The sequence below is a fragment of the Neobacillus sp. Fa239 genome (assembly GCF_055395235.1).
Genome location: NZ_AP041611.1, coordinates 786,172 through 801,828, shown reverse-complemented (window position 1 = coordinate 801,828; position 15,657 = coordinate 786,172). Strand labels below are relative to the sequence as shown.

The window sequence follows — 15,657 nt, the reverse complement described above, 5'->3', positions numbered from 1 at the left end:
CATTTTATCTACCTATATTATGGTCATTTTTCCCTGATTTTATTTTTCATAATAAAGAGGAGCATCTGCTTTCGCAAATACTCCTCTTGGGAATTTCTATTTATTAAGTTAAGTCCTTTGGCGAAAAAGCACCTGGAAGGAGATCTTTTACCTTTATTCTTTGAATATCTCCTTTTAGGTTAGTCAGAATCACTTCCATTTCTTCGTCGCAAAGCTCGGAAATGACTTGACGGCAGGCCCCGCATGGTGGACATGGACGGTCCGTATCTGCTACGACAACAAGTGAATCAAATTTCGTTACACCCTCGGAATAAGCTTTAAACAAAGCCGTTCGTTCCGCACAGTTTGTCATTCCGTAAGAGGCATTTTCTATATTACATCCGTGGAACACTTGTCCATCTTTAGCTAAAAGGGCTGCTCCTACTTGAAACTTTGAATAAGGAACATATGCAAATTCTCTCGCCTTAAATGCTTCCTGCATAAGATCTTTTTCTTCCATTACTTCTCACTCTCCGCCAAGGAATATTAATGCTGAATTAATTTTGTAAACCATTCAACGACAATACCGCCAAAGTAAACACCGAACACACCAACAACCGCAGAAAACACTGGCGGTGCAGGTAATGGCAGCTTTAGAAACTTAAATATTACCCCAACAATTAAACCAGCTAATAAAGCTAACATAATTTCTTTCATTTCGTTTCCCTCACATTTATTTTTAATAATTGCTGTATGATAACTCGCCTTTACTTATGGAAACACCAGAACTTGCTCCGATGCGTGTTGCCCCTGCTTCAACCATTGCAAGCGCATCTTCACGGCTGCGAACACCACCTGAAGCTTTCACACCAATTTCAGGTCCAACCGTCTCACGCATGAGTCGAATGTCCTCCACCGTTGCACCGCCAGTTGAAAAGCCTGTTGACGTTTTAACAAAATCAGCTCCAGCTTTGACAGAAAGTTCACACGCTCTTATTTTTTCCTCTTTTGTTAAAAGACATGCTTCAATTATAACTTTTGTTAACGCTTTTCCTTTTGCAGCCTCAACAACCGCACGAATATCACGCTCAACCAATTCATCCTGATGGTCTTTAAGAGCAGCAATATTAATGACCATATCGACTTCCGTAGCGCCATTTTCAATCGCATTTTTTGTTTCGAAGCCTTTCGTTTCAGGTGTTGAAGCTCCAAGAGGAAAACCAATTACCGTACATACTTTTACTTCAGGTGTATCTTTAAGTAACTCAGCAGCTGTCTTCACCCAAGTTGGATTCACACACACCGAAGCAAATGAGTATTCTTTTGCTTCTTCCACCAATTTGACGATCTCTGCTTTTGTAGCGTCAGCTTTTAATAATGTATGGTCAATCATTTTTACAATATTTTGTGTCATTAATAATTCCTCCCCAGTTTAAAAAGAATCTTATATTAAATCGTTATTTTCATTTTCCACATTGATACTATATCAGATTGTTGAACATTTGTAACTACCTTTATGAACAAATGTAAAAATATTTTTAAATGGTATTCACAATACATACAAAAAAACAGCATACTATGCTGTTTTTTTGTATGTTCAGATTGTAGACAAAAGGCATCCGAATGTGTCCATTCGGATGCCTTTTTGTTGGACTTTTGCTCGTAAGAGCAAAACTTAGACTTATCTTATTCATATATTTACGCCATTACCGGACTTTTCCATGTCCAGCTGGCCATCTTTTTCAAATTCATGGCAGCAAAAGTAAGCATCGCTTGCATAGACAATTTTTTTAGACCTCTTAAGGTTGTCCATCGCATTCCATGCTTTTCCTTAGCATCCGCAAAGACACGCTCAATCGTTTCTTTACGTCTTGCATATATAGTTTTATTTTCTTCTGTATGACGAAGATGGTCGGCTTCTTCTAAATAGTTTTCCCACACATGTCGTTGAATTAGTTTTTTATGTTCTTTACTCTGTGTACACTGTGATAATAATGGGCAATTTTTACACTCAATGGGGTTAGAGAAGTATTGTCGATAACCTTCCTTTGTCGTTGTTGCATATTTTAATATTTGTCCTTTCGGACAGATATAACAATCATAGTATTCATCATAAACATATTCATGCTTTCTTAAGAAGCCATCCTTCGTACGAGGGCGAGTGTAAGGTAATGCAGGCGTTATATCATTTTCAAATAAGTATTGGGCAATGGCAGGCGTTTTATATCCAGCATCAGCAGCAATAGCCTCAGGTTTCCCGTGTTTTTCAATGACCTTTTCTAGAAGTGGTTCAAAAATAACGCTATCGTGTATATTCCCTGGTGTAACAATCGTACCCAGAACAAAACCATTTCGATCAGCAGCTGTATGGAATGAGTAAGCAAACTGTTTAGTACGCTCGTCCTTTACGTAATAACCACTTTCTGGGTCCGTGGTGCTTTCTTTAATTTCTTTCTTTTCTTCCTTTTCAAATTTATCTGGAGGAAATGGCTTTTTCCCGTGATCTTCGCGGTCACTATTAATCTCCTCTTGTAATCGCGCTTCATATGCTTTGGTTTCTTTTCGAACGACTTTCTTCTCAATTTTACGCTTATTTGCACTTGCTTTAACATGTGTGGAATCAATAAAAACGTGATCACTGCTTATTAATTTTTTATCAGAAGCTTCCTTCAAAATACGATAGAAAATCTGCTCAAACAAATCAGTGTTCTTGAAACGTCTTTCGTAATTTTTACCGAAGGTTGAGAAATGTGGTACTTTATCATAAAATCCAAAGCCTAAAAACCAACGATAAGCAATATTTGTGTCGATTTCCTCTATAGTTTTACGCATAGAGCGAATACCGAAGGTATATTGGATAAACGCCATCTTAATCAATACTACAGGGTCAATACTCGGACGACCTCGATCAGATGAATACATATCTTGTACAAGTGAATAGATAAATGAGAAATCTATGGCAGCTTCTATTTTGCGAACCAAATGGTTCGCAGGTACAAGTTGTTCTAAAGCTATCATTTCTATTTGGTCACGATTCATCTGTGTATTTTTTGAAAGCATAGTATCCACCTCATTAAAATCTTCATATATCAATTATACAAAAAAGACTGCCGGCAGACCCGATTTTTCTCGGATTTGTCGACAGTCTGTACATACAAAAAAACAGCATACTATGCTGTTTTTTTGTATGTTATTCAATTTTTATCGAGGAGAAATTGTGCCGTAAATTGATCCGTTACTAATACGTTTGCATACTGCCCTTTTAATGCACCGTGGATTCCTTCAATCTTATTCGGTCCACCGGCAACAAGGATTGAATATTCTTTTTCTCTTAAATTATTCAAACTGATGCCAAGCGTCCGTTCATTGAGACTCTCATTACATAGGTTCCCTTCCCGATCAAAGAAGCGGGAGCTAATATCGCCCACGGCTTTTCCATCAAGAGATTCTATATCACTTTCCGTAAAGTAACCCAATTGAAATAATAACGAATCCTTTTTAATGGGACCTATCGTAAATAATGCAATATTCGCTTTTTCTCCAAGGTCAAGGATTTTCCGAATATGCCGGTCTGCTTCCATTGCTTGTTTGACGACAACATGATCCACTATAGCCGGCAATGGAAGATGATTAGGAGTGGTATTATAGGCTTTCCCAAACAGATATAAAATTTCAGAGGCATACGTATTGGTTTCTGCATGGCTGACGCCGCCTTTTAACTGAACCACTTTCACATCTTTGACGAATTTTTGCTGGAGCTCGATAGCGACATGATAAAGGGTGGTTCCCCATGTTACTCCGATTATATCGTTATCTTTAACAATCTCATGAAGATATTGGGCAGCTTTTTCACCTAGATAATTCTTGATGATATGATTTTCAAACTGAGGTATGGAAGCGACAATCGCCTTTTTCAAGTTGAACTTTTTTTCTAATTGCATAGAAAGATTTTCCACATCTTCAGTTGGATCCATTATATTAATTTGGACAATTCCATCGCTTTTTGCCTGCTGTAACAAGCGGGACACCGTAGGGCGTGAAACCCCCAAAAGCTTAGCAATTTCATTTTGATTATAATCCAAGAGATAATATAATTTAGCTGCTTCAATAACCTTACTTAATTTTTCTTGATCCATTTTGATCACCTAAAGAAATTATATTTTGATTTATTATACCAAAAAACTCCTTCATTTTACATTTGTAAAATTTACATTGAACATTTTTAAACTACTGACAGATCTTGTCTTTTCTAAAAAGAAGTTTTTCGGGAAAAATAAATCGCTAAAGGAGGCATTTTATGCAGAACTTCGGGGGGTTCATTTTTCGGTATCGTAAATTTATCCTTTTTTTCTGGGTATGTGTGATTATAACCTTTGGTTTTTTTGCAGTAAAATTGCCATCCGTGCTAAGCGGAAACGGGTTTGAGTATAAGGGGGATTATAATCATACAAGAACCATTCTTGAAAAGGAGTTTGGACAGCCTAAATCGACTATTATTCTTGTATTTCAGCGGAATTCTTCCGTAAAAGGAGCGGAATGGAGGAAATTCATTCAAGATACGTTCAACAGGCTTGGCAAATTTGATCATGCAGAGACCATTACGTCCCCTTTAGACCAGGTAGGGATGATAAAAGGAAATTATGCGTATGGAATTCTTTCCTTTAACCAAAAACCTGAACAATTGGGAAATGAAATAAGTCAATTAAAAAAGAAATTAATAAACAAAGATGGTCTCCGGGTCACAATGACGGGGGAACCTATTATCGTCCAAGACCTAAATGTTGCTAGCCAAGAGGATTTAGCCAAAGCCGAAATGATTGGTCTGCCCATTGCATTAATCGTTCTACTTCTCTCTTTTGGCGGCCTGGTCGCTGCGGCAATTCCGATCATCATCGGAATCGTTTCCATTTTAGTCACCATGGGTACCGTTTATTTTTTTAGTTATCATACTGATTTAACTATTTTCATTCTAAATATCATCCCGATGATCGGTCTTGCTCTAAGTATTGATTTTGCCTTACTGTTTATAAACCGCTACAAAGAAGAGCTCCGAAGCAAACCGGTTCAGGAAGCCATTCAGATCACGATTGTGACAGCTGGCCGTTCCATCATTTTTTCCGGGCTTTGCGTGTTTATTGGGCTATCTGGATTATGGTTCATAAAAATTGATATTTTCCAAAATGTTGCGCTTGGCGGGATGACCGTTGTGTTTATTTCTGCTGTATGTGCCTTAACCTTTCTCCCTGCCTTTCTTTCTATATTAGGAAGCAGCGTAAATAAATTAAGCATTTTAAGAATTAAGGACCAGCAATCAAGTATTTGGCACGGTTTTGCTAAAATTGTAATGAGCCGGCCCATATTAATGTCTATTTTCTCTCTCGCCATCCTATTAATCGGCCTTATTCCAGTCAGGCACATGATTTTGACGATACCTGGCACGGATTCACTGCCATCTAATTATCCTTCAAGAGTTGCTTTTGAAGCCTTTAACGAAAATTTTATATCAAAGGAAAAAAGTGACGAGAAAAAAGTAACCATTGTTTTGGAAGCGACCAACAATATTCTTGAAACAGCCAATTTGGAAAAGGTTAGTAAAGTGGTAAAACGGCTGGAGAAAGATTCACTCGTTCAATCCGTTAACTCTCCTTTTAAAGCAGCAGGGGCATTAAATGCTCAGCAGCTTTTTCAAATGCTTAAATACGGTAATAAGCAGATGATAAAACCCGTTGAAGATTATTTTATAAGAGGCAAGAAAATGCTTCTCGAGGTTTATTTAAAAACCGGTGAAAACTCACCAAAAGCTAGAAACTGGATTGAGCGTTGGTCCAAGAAGGATTTGGGATTGAAATCTTCATTCGGTGGTTCAATAAAATTTGAACAGGAAATATTTGATGAAATTTATCAAAAAGCTCCTGATGGGCTGTTATTAATTTTTATTTCAACCTTTCTCATTCTTATGGCAGCCTTCCGCTCCATCCTTATTCCATTAAAAGCGATTATCATGAATATGTTAAGTCTTGGCTGTACATTTGGAATTGTGGTGTGGGTTTTCCAGCTGGGCCATTTAGGAATAAAGCCTTCAAATATTGCTTTAATTTTGCCTGTGTTTGTCTTTACATTAGTATTTGGTCTTTCCATGGATTATGAAGTCTTCCTCATCTCCAGAATCCAGGAATTTTATTTAAAGACAGGCGATAATAGTGAAGCAACAATATCAGGATTAACTTTCACCAGTAAGATTATTTCATCTGCTGCCGCCATCATGATTGTTGTGACTGGGGCCTTTGCCTTTACAGGCGTCATGCCCATCAAGCAGCTCGGCGTTGGGATTGCGACCGCCATATTTATTGATGCCACGATTGTTAGAATGGTACTTGTCCCTGCCCTAATGAAGCTATTGGGTGATTGGAATTGGTGGTTTTTCGGTTTTAGAAATAAAGCCCTGCTGGAAGGGAAGAAAAAGCCGGCCTAATTTGGCCGGCTTTTTTTCTTACATATTTTTGGCATAGTTTTCATTTGGAAACTTACTTAAAACAACATAAATACTTAAAGGTTCATCACCGGTATTTTTAAAGGCCATTTCTTCCTCACTATTAACATGGATAATATCAGCCTCTGAAACATTTGTATCCTGACCATCAATAATGACCGTTCCATTTCCAGTTACAATGTAAAGGTATACTTCTGTTCCCGGATGTTTATGTGGCGGAAGCTGTTGACCCGGTAAGAAATTTAAAACAAAGGCAGTGGTTTCTCCCTTTTTATATACAACTCTTTTAGTGAATTTTTCTTCATTATATTCTTGGTAGGACTTGATTGAATTTTTTTCCATATCCTTATACCTCCTTGGTATCTTTCATCATCATTTTAATAGAAAATCATTTTCAATTAAGTGAGCCAAATCACAACTTGATAAAAATCTCACAAAAGTTTAACTGAGCTACTTAACAACTATATAAGATAACCCAAAAACCAGCCGGCATTCGCGGCTGGTTTACCTATACTCTATCTACCTGCTCCAACAAGCGATGCCCCTTTGGCCAACGCCTGTTTGTTAATGTCAATTAAATGATGCTTATTAGGCCCCAATACTTTCTTCAAAGATTCTATAATTGATTCAATTGAAACGATTTTTGTATGTTCCAGAAATGCACCGAGGAGAATCATATTGACCACTCGTGAATTTCCAAGATCGTTTGCCATGTCAGTCGCATTCATTTCAATGATATCAATGTCTTTTCGCTCTGATGTTCGAATAACCAATGAAGAGTTTAGAATTAATAAGCCCCCGGGACGGACCTTTGTTTCAAATTTATCAAATGAAGGGTTGTTGAGAACGATGGCTGTTGATGGCGATGTCACAACAGGTGATCCGACAGGGTCATCGCTAACCACGATGGAGCAATTAGCTGTTCCTCCCCTCTGCTCCGGTCCATAGGATGGAAGCCATGAAACTCCCTTTCCTTCCAGCATTCCTGCATAGGCAATTAACTGGCCCATGGACATGACACCCTGACCGCCAAAGCCGGCAATGATTATTTCTTCCATCATCGCACTAGTCCCTCCCCTTTATTTTTATAGACTCTAAGAGGATAAGCAGGAATCATATTATCCTTCACCCAATCAAGGGATTCATGAGGGTCTAATCCCCAGTTCGTTGGACAAGTAGATAATACCTCTACCATAGTAAAGCCAAGACCTTTCTTTTGCATTTCAAACGCATTCCGGATTGCTTTTTTCGTTTTTTGTATATGCTGAACGTCATGTGAGGAAACACGTTCCACATAGGCTGCCCCATCCAATGTGGCAATCATTTCACAAACTTTTATCGGCGACCCTTGAATACTCGCATCCCGTCCATAAGGAGTGGTGGCTGTTTTTTGACCGATTAATGTGGTCGGAGCCATTTGTCCGCCGGCCATTCCGTAAATAGCATTATTCACAAAAATGACGGTAATTTTTTCACCGCGTGCAGCAGCATGAATCACTTCACTTATACCAATCGATGCAAGGTCTCCATCACCTTGGTAGGTAAACACAAACCGATCAGGCAGAACCCGCTTGATACCAGTAGCGACCGCAGGCGCCCGTCCATGGGCTGCCTGTGTCATATCACAATTAAAATATTCATAGGAAAGAACAGAGCATCCAACCGATGCGACACCAATCGTCTCTTCCAGAATATCCATTTCTTCTAATACTTCACCAACAAGGCGGTGGATGATTCCGTGCGTACAGCCTGGGCAATAATGGGTAGGTTTATCAGTTAGTCCACTTGTTTTTTTAAAGACAGTCTTCATTGTCATACTGGAATCCCCCCGGCAACAGCCATGATCTTGTCGTAAATCTCCTCTTGGGTAGGAACAACACCGCCGGTTCGGCCGAAGAAATCTACTGGTGCATGGCCATTCACAGCCAGCCTTACATCCTCAACCATTTGACCTGCGCTCATTTCCACTGTAATATATGCTTTTACCCGTTCTCTAGTTTCCATAAACGGCTGTTCCGGAAATGGCCATAGCGAGATTGGACGAATTAAGCCAACTTTTACTCCATTCTGTCTGGCTTTTCTAATGGCATTCATAGTAATCCGGGCAACTGTTCCAAATGCCACCATAATATAATCTGCATCATCGGTTTCATAGGTTTCATACCGGACTTCATTCGCCTTTATTTTTGCAAATTTCTCTTGAAGACCTCTATTCCGTTTTTCTAATCCTTCTGCATCAAGCTCCAGCGAGGTAATAATTTTAGCTCCCCCGTCATCGCGTGTTCCTGTTGTGGCCCAATCTTTTTCCGGCAAATTCCTTTCACTAAGTTCTTTAAATTCAACCGGCTCCATCATTTGACCAAGCATTCCATCTCCCATAAGGATGACCGGTGTCCGATAGCGATCTGCGATATCAAATGCCTCACATGTTAAATCAACGATTTCCTGCAGGCTTGCTGGTGCTAACACAGGGATGTTGTAGTCTCCATGTCCACCACCTTTTGTAACCTGAAAATAATCTGATTGGGCAGGCTGAATATTTCCAAGTCCAGGACCGCCTCGGACAATATTACAAATGACGGCCGGAAGCTCTGAACCTACAAGATAGGAAATCCCTTCCTGTTTTAGGCTAAATCCTGGACTTGAAGAGGATGTCATCACTCTGACACCCGTTCCCGCGGCACCGTATACCATATTAATAGCAGCAATTTCACTTTCCGCCTGAAGAAATAACCCGCCAACTTCAGGCAGCCTTCTTGCCATGTAGGCGACTAGCTCACTTTGCGGTGTAATTGGGTAGCCGAAAAAATATTTGCAGCCAGCCTTTACAGCCGCCTCTGCGATCACTTCATTACCCTTCATTAAAACTTTCCCCATAAATAGTACTCCCTTCCTATCAAACAGTTTGTAATACCTTTACCGGTCTATACACAGAAATTACTGCATCTGGACAAATTTGGCCGCATTTAGCGCAGCTGATACAATGCTCCTGATCCACGACTGTTGCCGGACGATATCCTTTTCCGTTTAAATAGTCAGCTAGAAAAATAACCTTGCTCGGACAAACCTGCACACATAGACTGCAGGATTTACATACTTCTTCATTAAAGACAACTTTCTTTTCCAATTTATTCAACTCCTCTTCCTTCCCAAGGTAATTTCATATATCGGTCAATAAACATTACTTTATGGTTTTCAGCAAAACTTTCTGCCTCCATTTTTAACTGCGTAGAAATAGAGGTAAATAAAAGCGGAATTTGAAGCTTATCAGATACTTGGCAACTTAAATCATAGCCATTCTTTATATCTTCCATTGTTGTTTCTATTCCAATATTGGCATTATTAATGATGCCCGTTACCTTTAATCTGGAGGCATTTTCAATTTGAGCAACCGTGTAAAGGGCTCCATCCAAGGTACTGACATATGGACGATTACTGTTTAGGACAAACAGAAGCTCTGGTGATAAATCCTTCCACTCATGAAAATACTGTCCGAGGGCCGTGGCTCCGTCTTTGTCGCCTCCTGCATCAATAATGACTCGGTATCGGTGGTCATGTAAAACGCGATAAATTTCTCCGGATACGATCGGTAAATCGGAAGTAGCTAAATGTTCCTTCGGAGCAAGTAATTCAATATCTTTTTGCCGAAATAAACCAGCCACATCTCTTGACCGGAAATAAGGGTTGATGATATCTAAATCATTGATTGCCACTTTTTCATATTTCTTTCTTTCCATTAATGCCAGATTAATTGCCAGCTCTGTTTTGCCACTCCCAAAATGTCCTGTTAATATCGTAACTTTACGATTTGCGATCAAAAACTTCAGGCCTCCTCTCATTTCGTTATGTAAGCGTTTCCATTAAGTTATTTTAAAAGACATTCATACCTGCAACAGCACCATTATAATGACCATTAGAAAAAACTGCATTGACCATTGTCACACTTCATGAACAGCTCAGCGAAAAAAAGAAGTTCCTAAGAACTTCTTTTATGCCATGAAGGAGAGAATAACCTTTTGAGGAAGGTCTGAATCATTTTTTATTTTTCTTTTTAATCGCTCACAAGAAGGCATTTCATATGAAAAGTCCTCGATCTCAACTGGGATTACGCCTTTCTGCTTTAATTGATTAAACACCTTTTGCATGGCATCTTCCGTTGACAATTTTTTATTCGACTCTTCAATTTGGAAGCATTCCACGCATGTTTCTACTATATTTTCATGAATTCGCTCTTCTGCAAAAACTAGCTTTGCTCCAGCAATATTTTCTACTTCATTATTTTCTAATTCAATAATAGTTGTGATATTCATTACAATTACCTCCCTTTTGGATACTTTCATTATAAAAAATTTTTACTAATAATATAGTTGAAACAAGTTTTTTTCATTTTTTATTCATATGTTTATGACAAATTTCTGACCGTTTTATCACGGCTTGAATTTAGGAAGAAATAATAATTCTAAGAATATAACGAATACTAGTATCACTTCCATTAAAATCAAGGAGGGATTGTAAATGCGATACAAAAAAAGGTTTTTATTCATCCTTCTAACACTCACTCTTTATTGGCAAGCCTTCCCGCCGCCATCCCTCGCATCAGAGAATCCTGTCACCAAGGCCGTTATTGATTTAAGAATATTAGAAACGACAGATCTGCACACCGCTCTAATGAATTATGACTATTATCAGTCCAAGGTAGATAACCGCATCGGCCTTGTTAAGACGGCAACATTAATAAAACAAGCACGAAAGGAAGGGCAAAATTCCCTGTTGTTTGATGATGGGGATCATTTAAAGGGCAATCCGCTCGGAGAGTACCTTGCACGGATTAGAGGCATTCACTATGGAAAAACACACCCGGTATACCGTGCCTTTAATTACTTAAAATATGACGCAATCACGATTGGAAACCATGAATTCAATTATGGACTTCCATTTATTAATGAAGCATTAAAAGGTGTAAAAATCCCGGTTGTCAATGCAAATGTGTATTCTGCCAAAAATCATAAGCCTTATTTTAAACCATTTGTCATTCTGAAAAGAAAGTTGGTGGACGAAAGCGGGAAATCACATTGGCTGAAAATTGGGGTGATTGGCTTTATGCCGCCGCAAATTATGAGATGGGATAAGGCAAATCTTGAAGGTAAGGTTTATGCCCGCCCCATTGTGGAAACAGCAAAGGAATATATCCCGATTATGAAGAAAAAAGGAGCCGATCTTATCATTGCCCTGGCACACACCGGTATTAGCGGGGCACCCTATCATCCTGATACGGAAAATGCTGTCTATTACCTAAGTCAAATTCCGGGAATTGATGTCATCCTTGCCGGTCACTCCCATAATATTTTCCCCAGCGCGCATTATTCAAATATCCCCAATACCAATCTTGAAAAGGGATTAATCAACGGGAAACCTGTTGTTATGGCCGGGGCCTTTGGCAACCGCCTAGGAATCATCGATCTAAAACTTGAAAATAAAGCTAAGCATTGGATGATCATTCAAGGAACCTCGTCTACCAGACCAATTGCAGATGAAAATGGAAAACCACTAGTCAAAACAGACAAGGGTTTGTACATGCTCATCAAAAAGGAACACGATGAAACCGTTAATTTCATAAAAAAGCTCGGGTTGTAAAAATAGGGGTTAAATGTTAAAGGCGAATGTTGATTTTTTACAACTGTTGATTGGAGTGGAGGGCGCTCTCCTCCTCGAAAATGCTAACGCATTTTCTTCGTGCGGTGAATATTCGATGAAGCTTATTCAATGTCCTGCGGGATGAAGAGGTCACGGGAGACCCCTCAGGCGCTAAAAGCGCCGAGGAGGCTCCCGGACCTCCCCGCGGAAAGCGATACCCTTCGCTACAATCAACAACCAAGTTTATCAGAGCCAAATATATAAATTTTTTTATCGATAAATAGGAAAGACTAGTTTTGAAAGGAGGGGTTTTAATGAAACAAGTAAAAAAAGATGGGCAGCAGTTAAGCTATGAATCTGATGGAAAAATGGGTAAAAATAAAAATGGCCAGAAAAACAATAAAGATCAGGCACAGTTTTTCAACACAACTCAAAACAGCGAATAAAACAAAAGGATGACTCAACAGCAATGGGTCATCCTTTTGTTTTGATTATAAAATGAGAGCATTTTATGACTATTTCCTTTTATAAATTACAAAATAATCTAATACATAGTATAATTGGAAGGATGTAATCGAATATTGTCGATTTAACTCAGAATTTAAACAGGAGAATATACATGTGATGCTCAAAGATTTTGTCTCCAATGCGGCACTTTTAATTGCTTCCTTTTCATTAATGGGACAGATATTTAAAGATAAACCGTTACGCTTTTCCTCTCCTTTTTCGACAAAGCTTTATTGGGGAATTTGCTTTGGAATACTAGGAAATATTTTAATGCTGTTCAGCATTCATATTAACCCGACTACGATTGCTGATTTTCGTCATTTGGCCATTGTGATTGCCGCTGCATTTGGCGGGACATTCCCTGCGATAATTGGAGCCGTTATCATCGCCATAGGCAGAATCCTTCTTTTTGGCTTTAATCAAACATCTCTACATGCTGCCATCGGGATCCTTTTGACGGGTATCATTTGTGGAGGGATTTCAAAATTAAAGATTAATTCAACCGGAAAAGCCTACTTAATGAATCTTATCGCTTTGTTTATTATCTCAATCGTCCTTTACTTAAATATAAATAATTTGACAACACTTAAAAATATATTAATTTACCATTATCTTTTTTCTTTAATTGGCGGATTTATTGCCTATCATTTTGCACTTTTTATTGCTCAATCAAATGAAGCGCAAAGGCAGCAAAAGAACATCCTTATAAAATTAACAGATAGTGAGGAACGTTTCCGCTTACTCGCTGAATATTCCAGCGACATGATTACGATGCACAATGGTAACAAGGAATATATTTATATCTCCCCAGCAGTTAAAGAAATCATCAAATACGAATATCCTGAGCTATTGGGAAAGAAAATGGAGAATTTTATTCATCTTGACGATATTAACATGACAAACGAAATGTTTGAAAAAGCCCTTTCCGATGGATTTGCAGAATCTACCTTTCGTTACCAGACCAAAACAGGAGAGTATGTATGGATTGAATCAAGACTAAAAAGTGTTCCTTATCAAGAAGATGGGACGAAACGAGTTATTATTGTATCCAGAAACATAACGGATCGTAAAATAATGGAGCAGAAATTAAAAGAAGCAAACGAACTGCTGAATCAGCTTTCATACATGGATGGACTTACAGGTATTGCAAATAGACGATATTTTGATCAAACCTTGAGGAAAGAGTGGAATCATCTATCGTTTGCAAATAGTCCTTTAACACTCGTGATGTTCGATATCGATTATTTTAAAAAATATAATGATTCCTATGGACATTTACAAGGAGATAGCTGCTTACAAACCATTGCTCTTGCAATTAAAGAGAATATGATGAATAACACGACTTATACATTTTGCCGTTATGGCGGAGAGGAATTTGCCCTTATATTACCTGCTACTGAACAGCAGGAAGGATTCCAGATCGCAGATCGAATTCAGAAAACCGTTAAGTCACTCAAGATTCCTCATCTAAGTTCGGAAATTGCCAATGTTGTGACACTAAGTATTGGGATCGCCACACTTCGGCCAAATATCATGGCAAAACCTGAAGATCTTATCCGAATGGCAGATGAGTCATTATATTTATCGAAAACAATGGGAAGAAATACAATTTCTACAGTTCAATAAAAAAGAGCAGATGACTCTCAACACAAGTGCAAACCTTGATGAGTTATCTTCTTTTTTTGTAAAAATATCAAAATATTTTGCAAATTATGTTGTATAACAGCGAAAATACATGTAAAATTTTCCTAACAGATCCCTATTGGATGGTGAACTTAATGGAAATTACTAAACACCTATTCCTGAATCTTTCCATTTTAATCATATTACTATTTTTTTGTTTGGTTTTAATTGAGAGAAATAAAAAGTTTCCTTCTTCTAAACTAGCGATAAATCTAATTTTTATTGGTTTGCTGTGGATGTGTGTCCAATTCTCTTATCATCCTGTTTCCTATTCTCGTTATGACCTAAGAGTTATTCCGATTGTCATTGGCGGTCTTTATTTAGGAATTGGTCCTATACTGGTTGCCGTTTTACTCCTCATCAGAAGTTTTTTTGGTGTTAATTTAGGCCTTTTTGAAACCGGTGCGTTATATGTTCCTCTTGCGGTTTTACAATGGCGGTTATTCCCCTGGTTTTGGAAACAAAGCCCCATTCGACGCATTCTGTCCGCGGTAATAATGGGCATGGTCCTTGGTTTATTAACTGTTGGCGGGATGGAATATACAAATCCTCACTCAAATTGGTTAGATGCTTGGTTTGCTTATCTGGTGATTCCTCCATTAGGTGTCGGAATCATCGCTTACTCAATTGAATTTGTCAAAAAGAATCTGGAAATGCGGCAGCAATTGGTCAAAACAGAGAAATTAAAAGCAGTTGAACAAATGGGTGCTGCCATTTCCCATGAAATACGCAATCCTCTTACAGCCGCAAGCGGTTTTGTCCAATTATTGCAAGATGATTCGCTTCCAAGACATAAACGGAATGATTACCTTGCGCTTGTAAGAGAGGAATTATTGTCAGCGGAAAAGGTTATTCAAGATTATTTGACATTTGCGAAGCCGGCCTTTGAATCGTACGAAGAGCTCAATGTAAAGAGCGAACTTAGGCAAATTATTAATATCCTTCAGCCATTAGCCAATCAAAATTCTGTTGAGATTATTACGGACTTTTCCGTAATAGGATTTATTAAAGGAGACCCGCAGAAGTTCCGGCAATGCTTTATTAATGTCATGAAAAATGCGGTAGAAGCTATGCCTAATGGCGGACAGCTTTACGTAACGACAGAATTCTCTCAAGACAATGTGACCATTTTCATTAAAGACACTGGGATGGGAATGACAAAAGAACAGCTTGATCGACTTGGAGAACCATTTTATTCTACAAAAGGCAAAAATGGCACAGGTCTTGGAATGATGGTCGTCTATAGCATTGTCAGAGCAATGAATGGGTCTTTATCGGTAGAAAGCGAAATAGGAGAAGGAACTGCCTTTCAATTTCAATTCCCCACCATCATGCCCTTCTTTCAGAAGTGAGAAAAAACGACA

The 15,657-nt window shown here is 38.5% G+C and carries 17 protein-coding genes; 5 read left to right on the top strand and 12 right to left on the bottom strand.

Translation table 11 applies throughout. The annotated features are described in order from the left end of the window. Positions 1-103 precede the first annotated feature (103 nt). The 5 genes from ACZ5XR_RS03800 to ACZ5XR_RS03780 form a co-directional block, all read right to left on the bottom strand. Positions 104-499: a cytidine deaminase gene (locus ACZ5XR_RS03800; RefSeq protein WP_464500357.1), complete on the bottom strand. Its 396-nt coding sequence runs from the start codon at positions 497-499 to the stop codon at positions 104-106. Positions 500-525: 26 nt separating this feature from the next. Then, positions 526-696, bottom strand: a complete 171-nt coding sequence (locus tag ACZ5XR_RS03795; protein WP_464500356.1) for a XapX domain-containing protein — start codon at positions 694-696, stop codon at positions 526-528. A gap of 22 nt (positions 697-718) precedes the next feature. Beyond that, positions 719-1,393, bottom strand: coding sequence for a deoxyribose-phosphate aldolase (gene deoC, locus ACZ5XR_RS03790; protein ID WP_464500355.1), 675 nt, complete (start codon positions 1,391-1,393; stop codon positions 719-721). A gap of 284 nt (positions 1,394-1,677) precedes the next feature. Continuing rightward, entirely contained in the window at positions 1,678-3,039 is a 1,362-nt protein-coding gene (locus tag ACZ5XR_RS03785) for an IS1182 family transposase (protein ID WP_464498701.1), read from the bottom strand. 134 nt (positions 3,040-3,173) lie between these two features. Continuing rightward, a complete protein-coding gene (locus ACZ5XR_RS03780; protein ID WP_464500354.1) occupies positions 3,174-4,115 on the bottom strand; it encodes a sugar-binding transcriptional regulator in 942 nt (313 codons plus the stop codon). Positions 4,116-4,276: 161 nt separating this feature from the next. Between ACZ5XR_RS03780 and ACZ5XR_RS03775 the strand changes: the two genes are divergently transcribed. Further along, positions 4,277-6,451: an MMPL family transporter gene (locus tag ACZ5XR_RS03775; protein ID WP_464500353.1), complete on the top strand. Its 2,175-nt coding sequence runs from the start codon at positions 4,277-4,279 to the stop codon at positions 6,449-6,451. 18 nt (positions 6,452-6,469) lie between these two features. Here ACZ5XR_RS03775 and ACZ5XR_RS03770 read toward each other — a convergent pair whose 3' ends face one another. From ACZ5XR_RS03770 to ACZ5XR_RS03740, 7 genes are all read right to left on the bottom strand, one after another. After that, positions 6,470-6,811 carry a cupin domain-containing protein gene (locus ACZ5XR_RS03770; RefSeq protein ID WP_464500352.1) on the bottom strand — a complete coding sequence of 114 codons (342 nt, stop codon included), beginning with the start codon at positions 6,809-6,811 and terminating at the stop codon, positions 6,470-6,472. A 173-nt stretch (positions 6,812-6,984) separates the two neighbouring features. After that, complete coding sequence (locus ACZ5XR_RS03765) at positions 6,985-7,530, bottom strand: 2-oxoacid:acceptor oxidoreductase family protein (protein WP_464500351.1); 546 nt, start codon at positions 7,528-7,530, stop codon at positions 6,985-6,987. Continuing rightward, entirely contained in the window at positions 7,527-8,285 is a 759-nt protein-coding gene (locus ACZ5XR_RS03760; RefSeq protein WP_464500350.1) for a thiamine pyrophosphate-dependent enzyme, read from the bottom strand. The genes ACZ5XR_RS03765 and ACZ5XR_RS03760 overlap by 4 nt, the downstream gene beginning before the upstream one ends. Continuing rightward, positions 8,282-9,346, bottom strand: a complete 1,065-nt coding sequence (locus ACZ5XR_RS03755) for a 3-methyl-2-oxobutanoate dehydrogenase subunit VorB (RefSeq protein ID WP_464500349.1) — start codon at positions 9,344-9,346, stop codon at positions 8,282-8,284. Before ACZ5XR_RS03755 ends, ACZ5XR_RS03760 begins: the two co-directional genes overlap by 4 nt. 19 nt (positions 9,347-9,365) lie before the next feature. After that, on the bottom strand, positions 9,366-9,596 hold the full coding sequence (locus ACZ5XR_RS03750) for a 4Fe-4S dicluster domain-containing protein (protein WP_464500348.1): 231 nt from the start codon (positions 9,594-9,596) through the stop codon (positions 9,366-9,368). Position 9,597: 1 nt separating this feature from the next. Then, positions 9,598-10,287 carry a hypothetical protein gene (locus tag ACZ5XR_RS03745; protein ID WP_464500347.1) on the bottom strand — a complete coding sequence of 230 codons (690 nt, stop codon included), beginning with the start codon at positions 10,285-10,287 and terminating at the stop codon, positions 9,598-9,600. A gap of 171 nt (positions 10,288-10,458) precedes the next feature. Further along, positions 10,459-10,779 (bottom strand): hypothetical protein, encoded by a 321-nt coding sequence (locus ACZ5XR_RS03740; RefSeq protein WP_464500346.1) that lies wholly within the window; start codon positions 10,777-10,779, stop codon positions 10,459-10,461. 205 nt (positions 10,780-10,984) lie between these two features. On the opposite strand from ACZ5XR_RS03740, the gene ACZ5XR_RS03735 reads away from it, so the two are divergent. From ACZ5XR_RS03735 to ACZ5XR_RS03720, 4 genes are all read left to right on the top strand, one after another. Then, positions 10,985-12,103 (top strand): metallophosphoesterase, encoded by a 1,119-nt coding sequence (locus tag ACZ5XR_RS03735; protein ID WP_464500345.1) that lies wholly within the window; start codon positions 10,985-10,987, stop codon positions 12,101-12,103. Between the two features lie 314 nt (positions 12,104-12,417). Then, on the top strand, positions 12,418-12,549 hold the full coding sequence (locus tag ACZ5XR_RS03730; protein WP_464500344.1) for a hypothetical protein: 132 nt from the start codon (positions 12,418-12,420) through the stop codon (positions 12,547-12,549). A gap of 178 nt (positions 12,550-12,727) precedes the next feature. Beyond that, a complete protein-coding gene (locus ACZ5XR_RS03725) occupies positions 12,728-14,236 on the top strand; it encodes a diguanylate cyclase domain-containing protein (RefSeq protein WP_464502213.1) in 1,509 nt (502 codons plus the stop codon). 152 nt (positions 14,237-14,388) lie between these two features. Continuing rightward, positions 14,389-15,645, top strand: a complete 1,257-nt coding sequence (locus ACZ5XR_RS03720) for an ATP-binding protein (RefSeq protein ID WP_464500343.1) — start codon at positions 14,389-14,391, stop codon at positions 15,643-15,645. Positions 15,646-15,657: the final 12 nt, after the last annotated feature.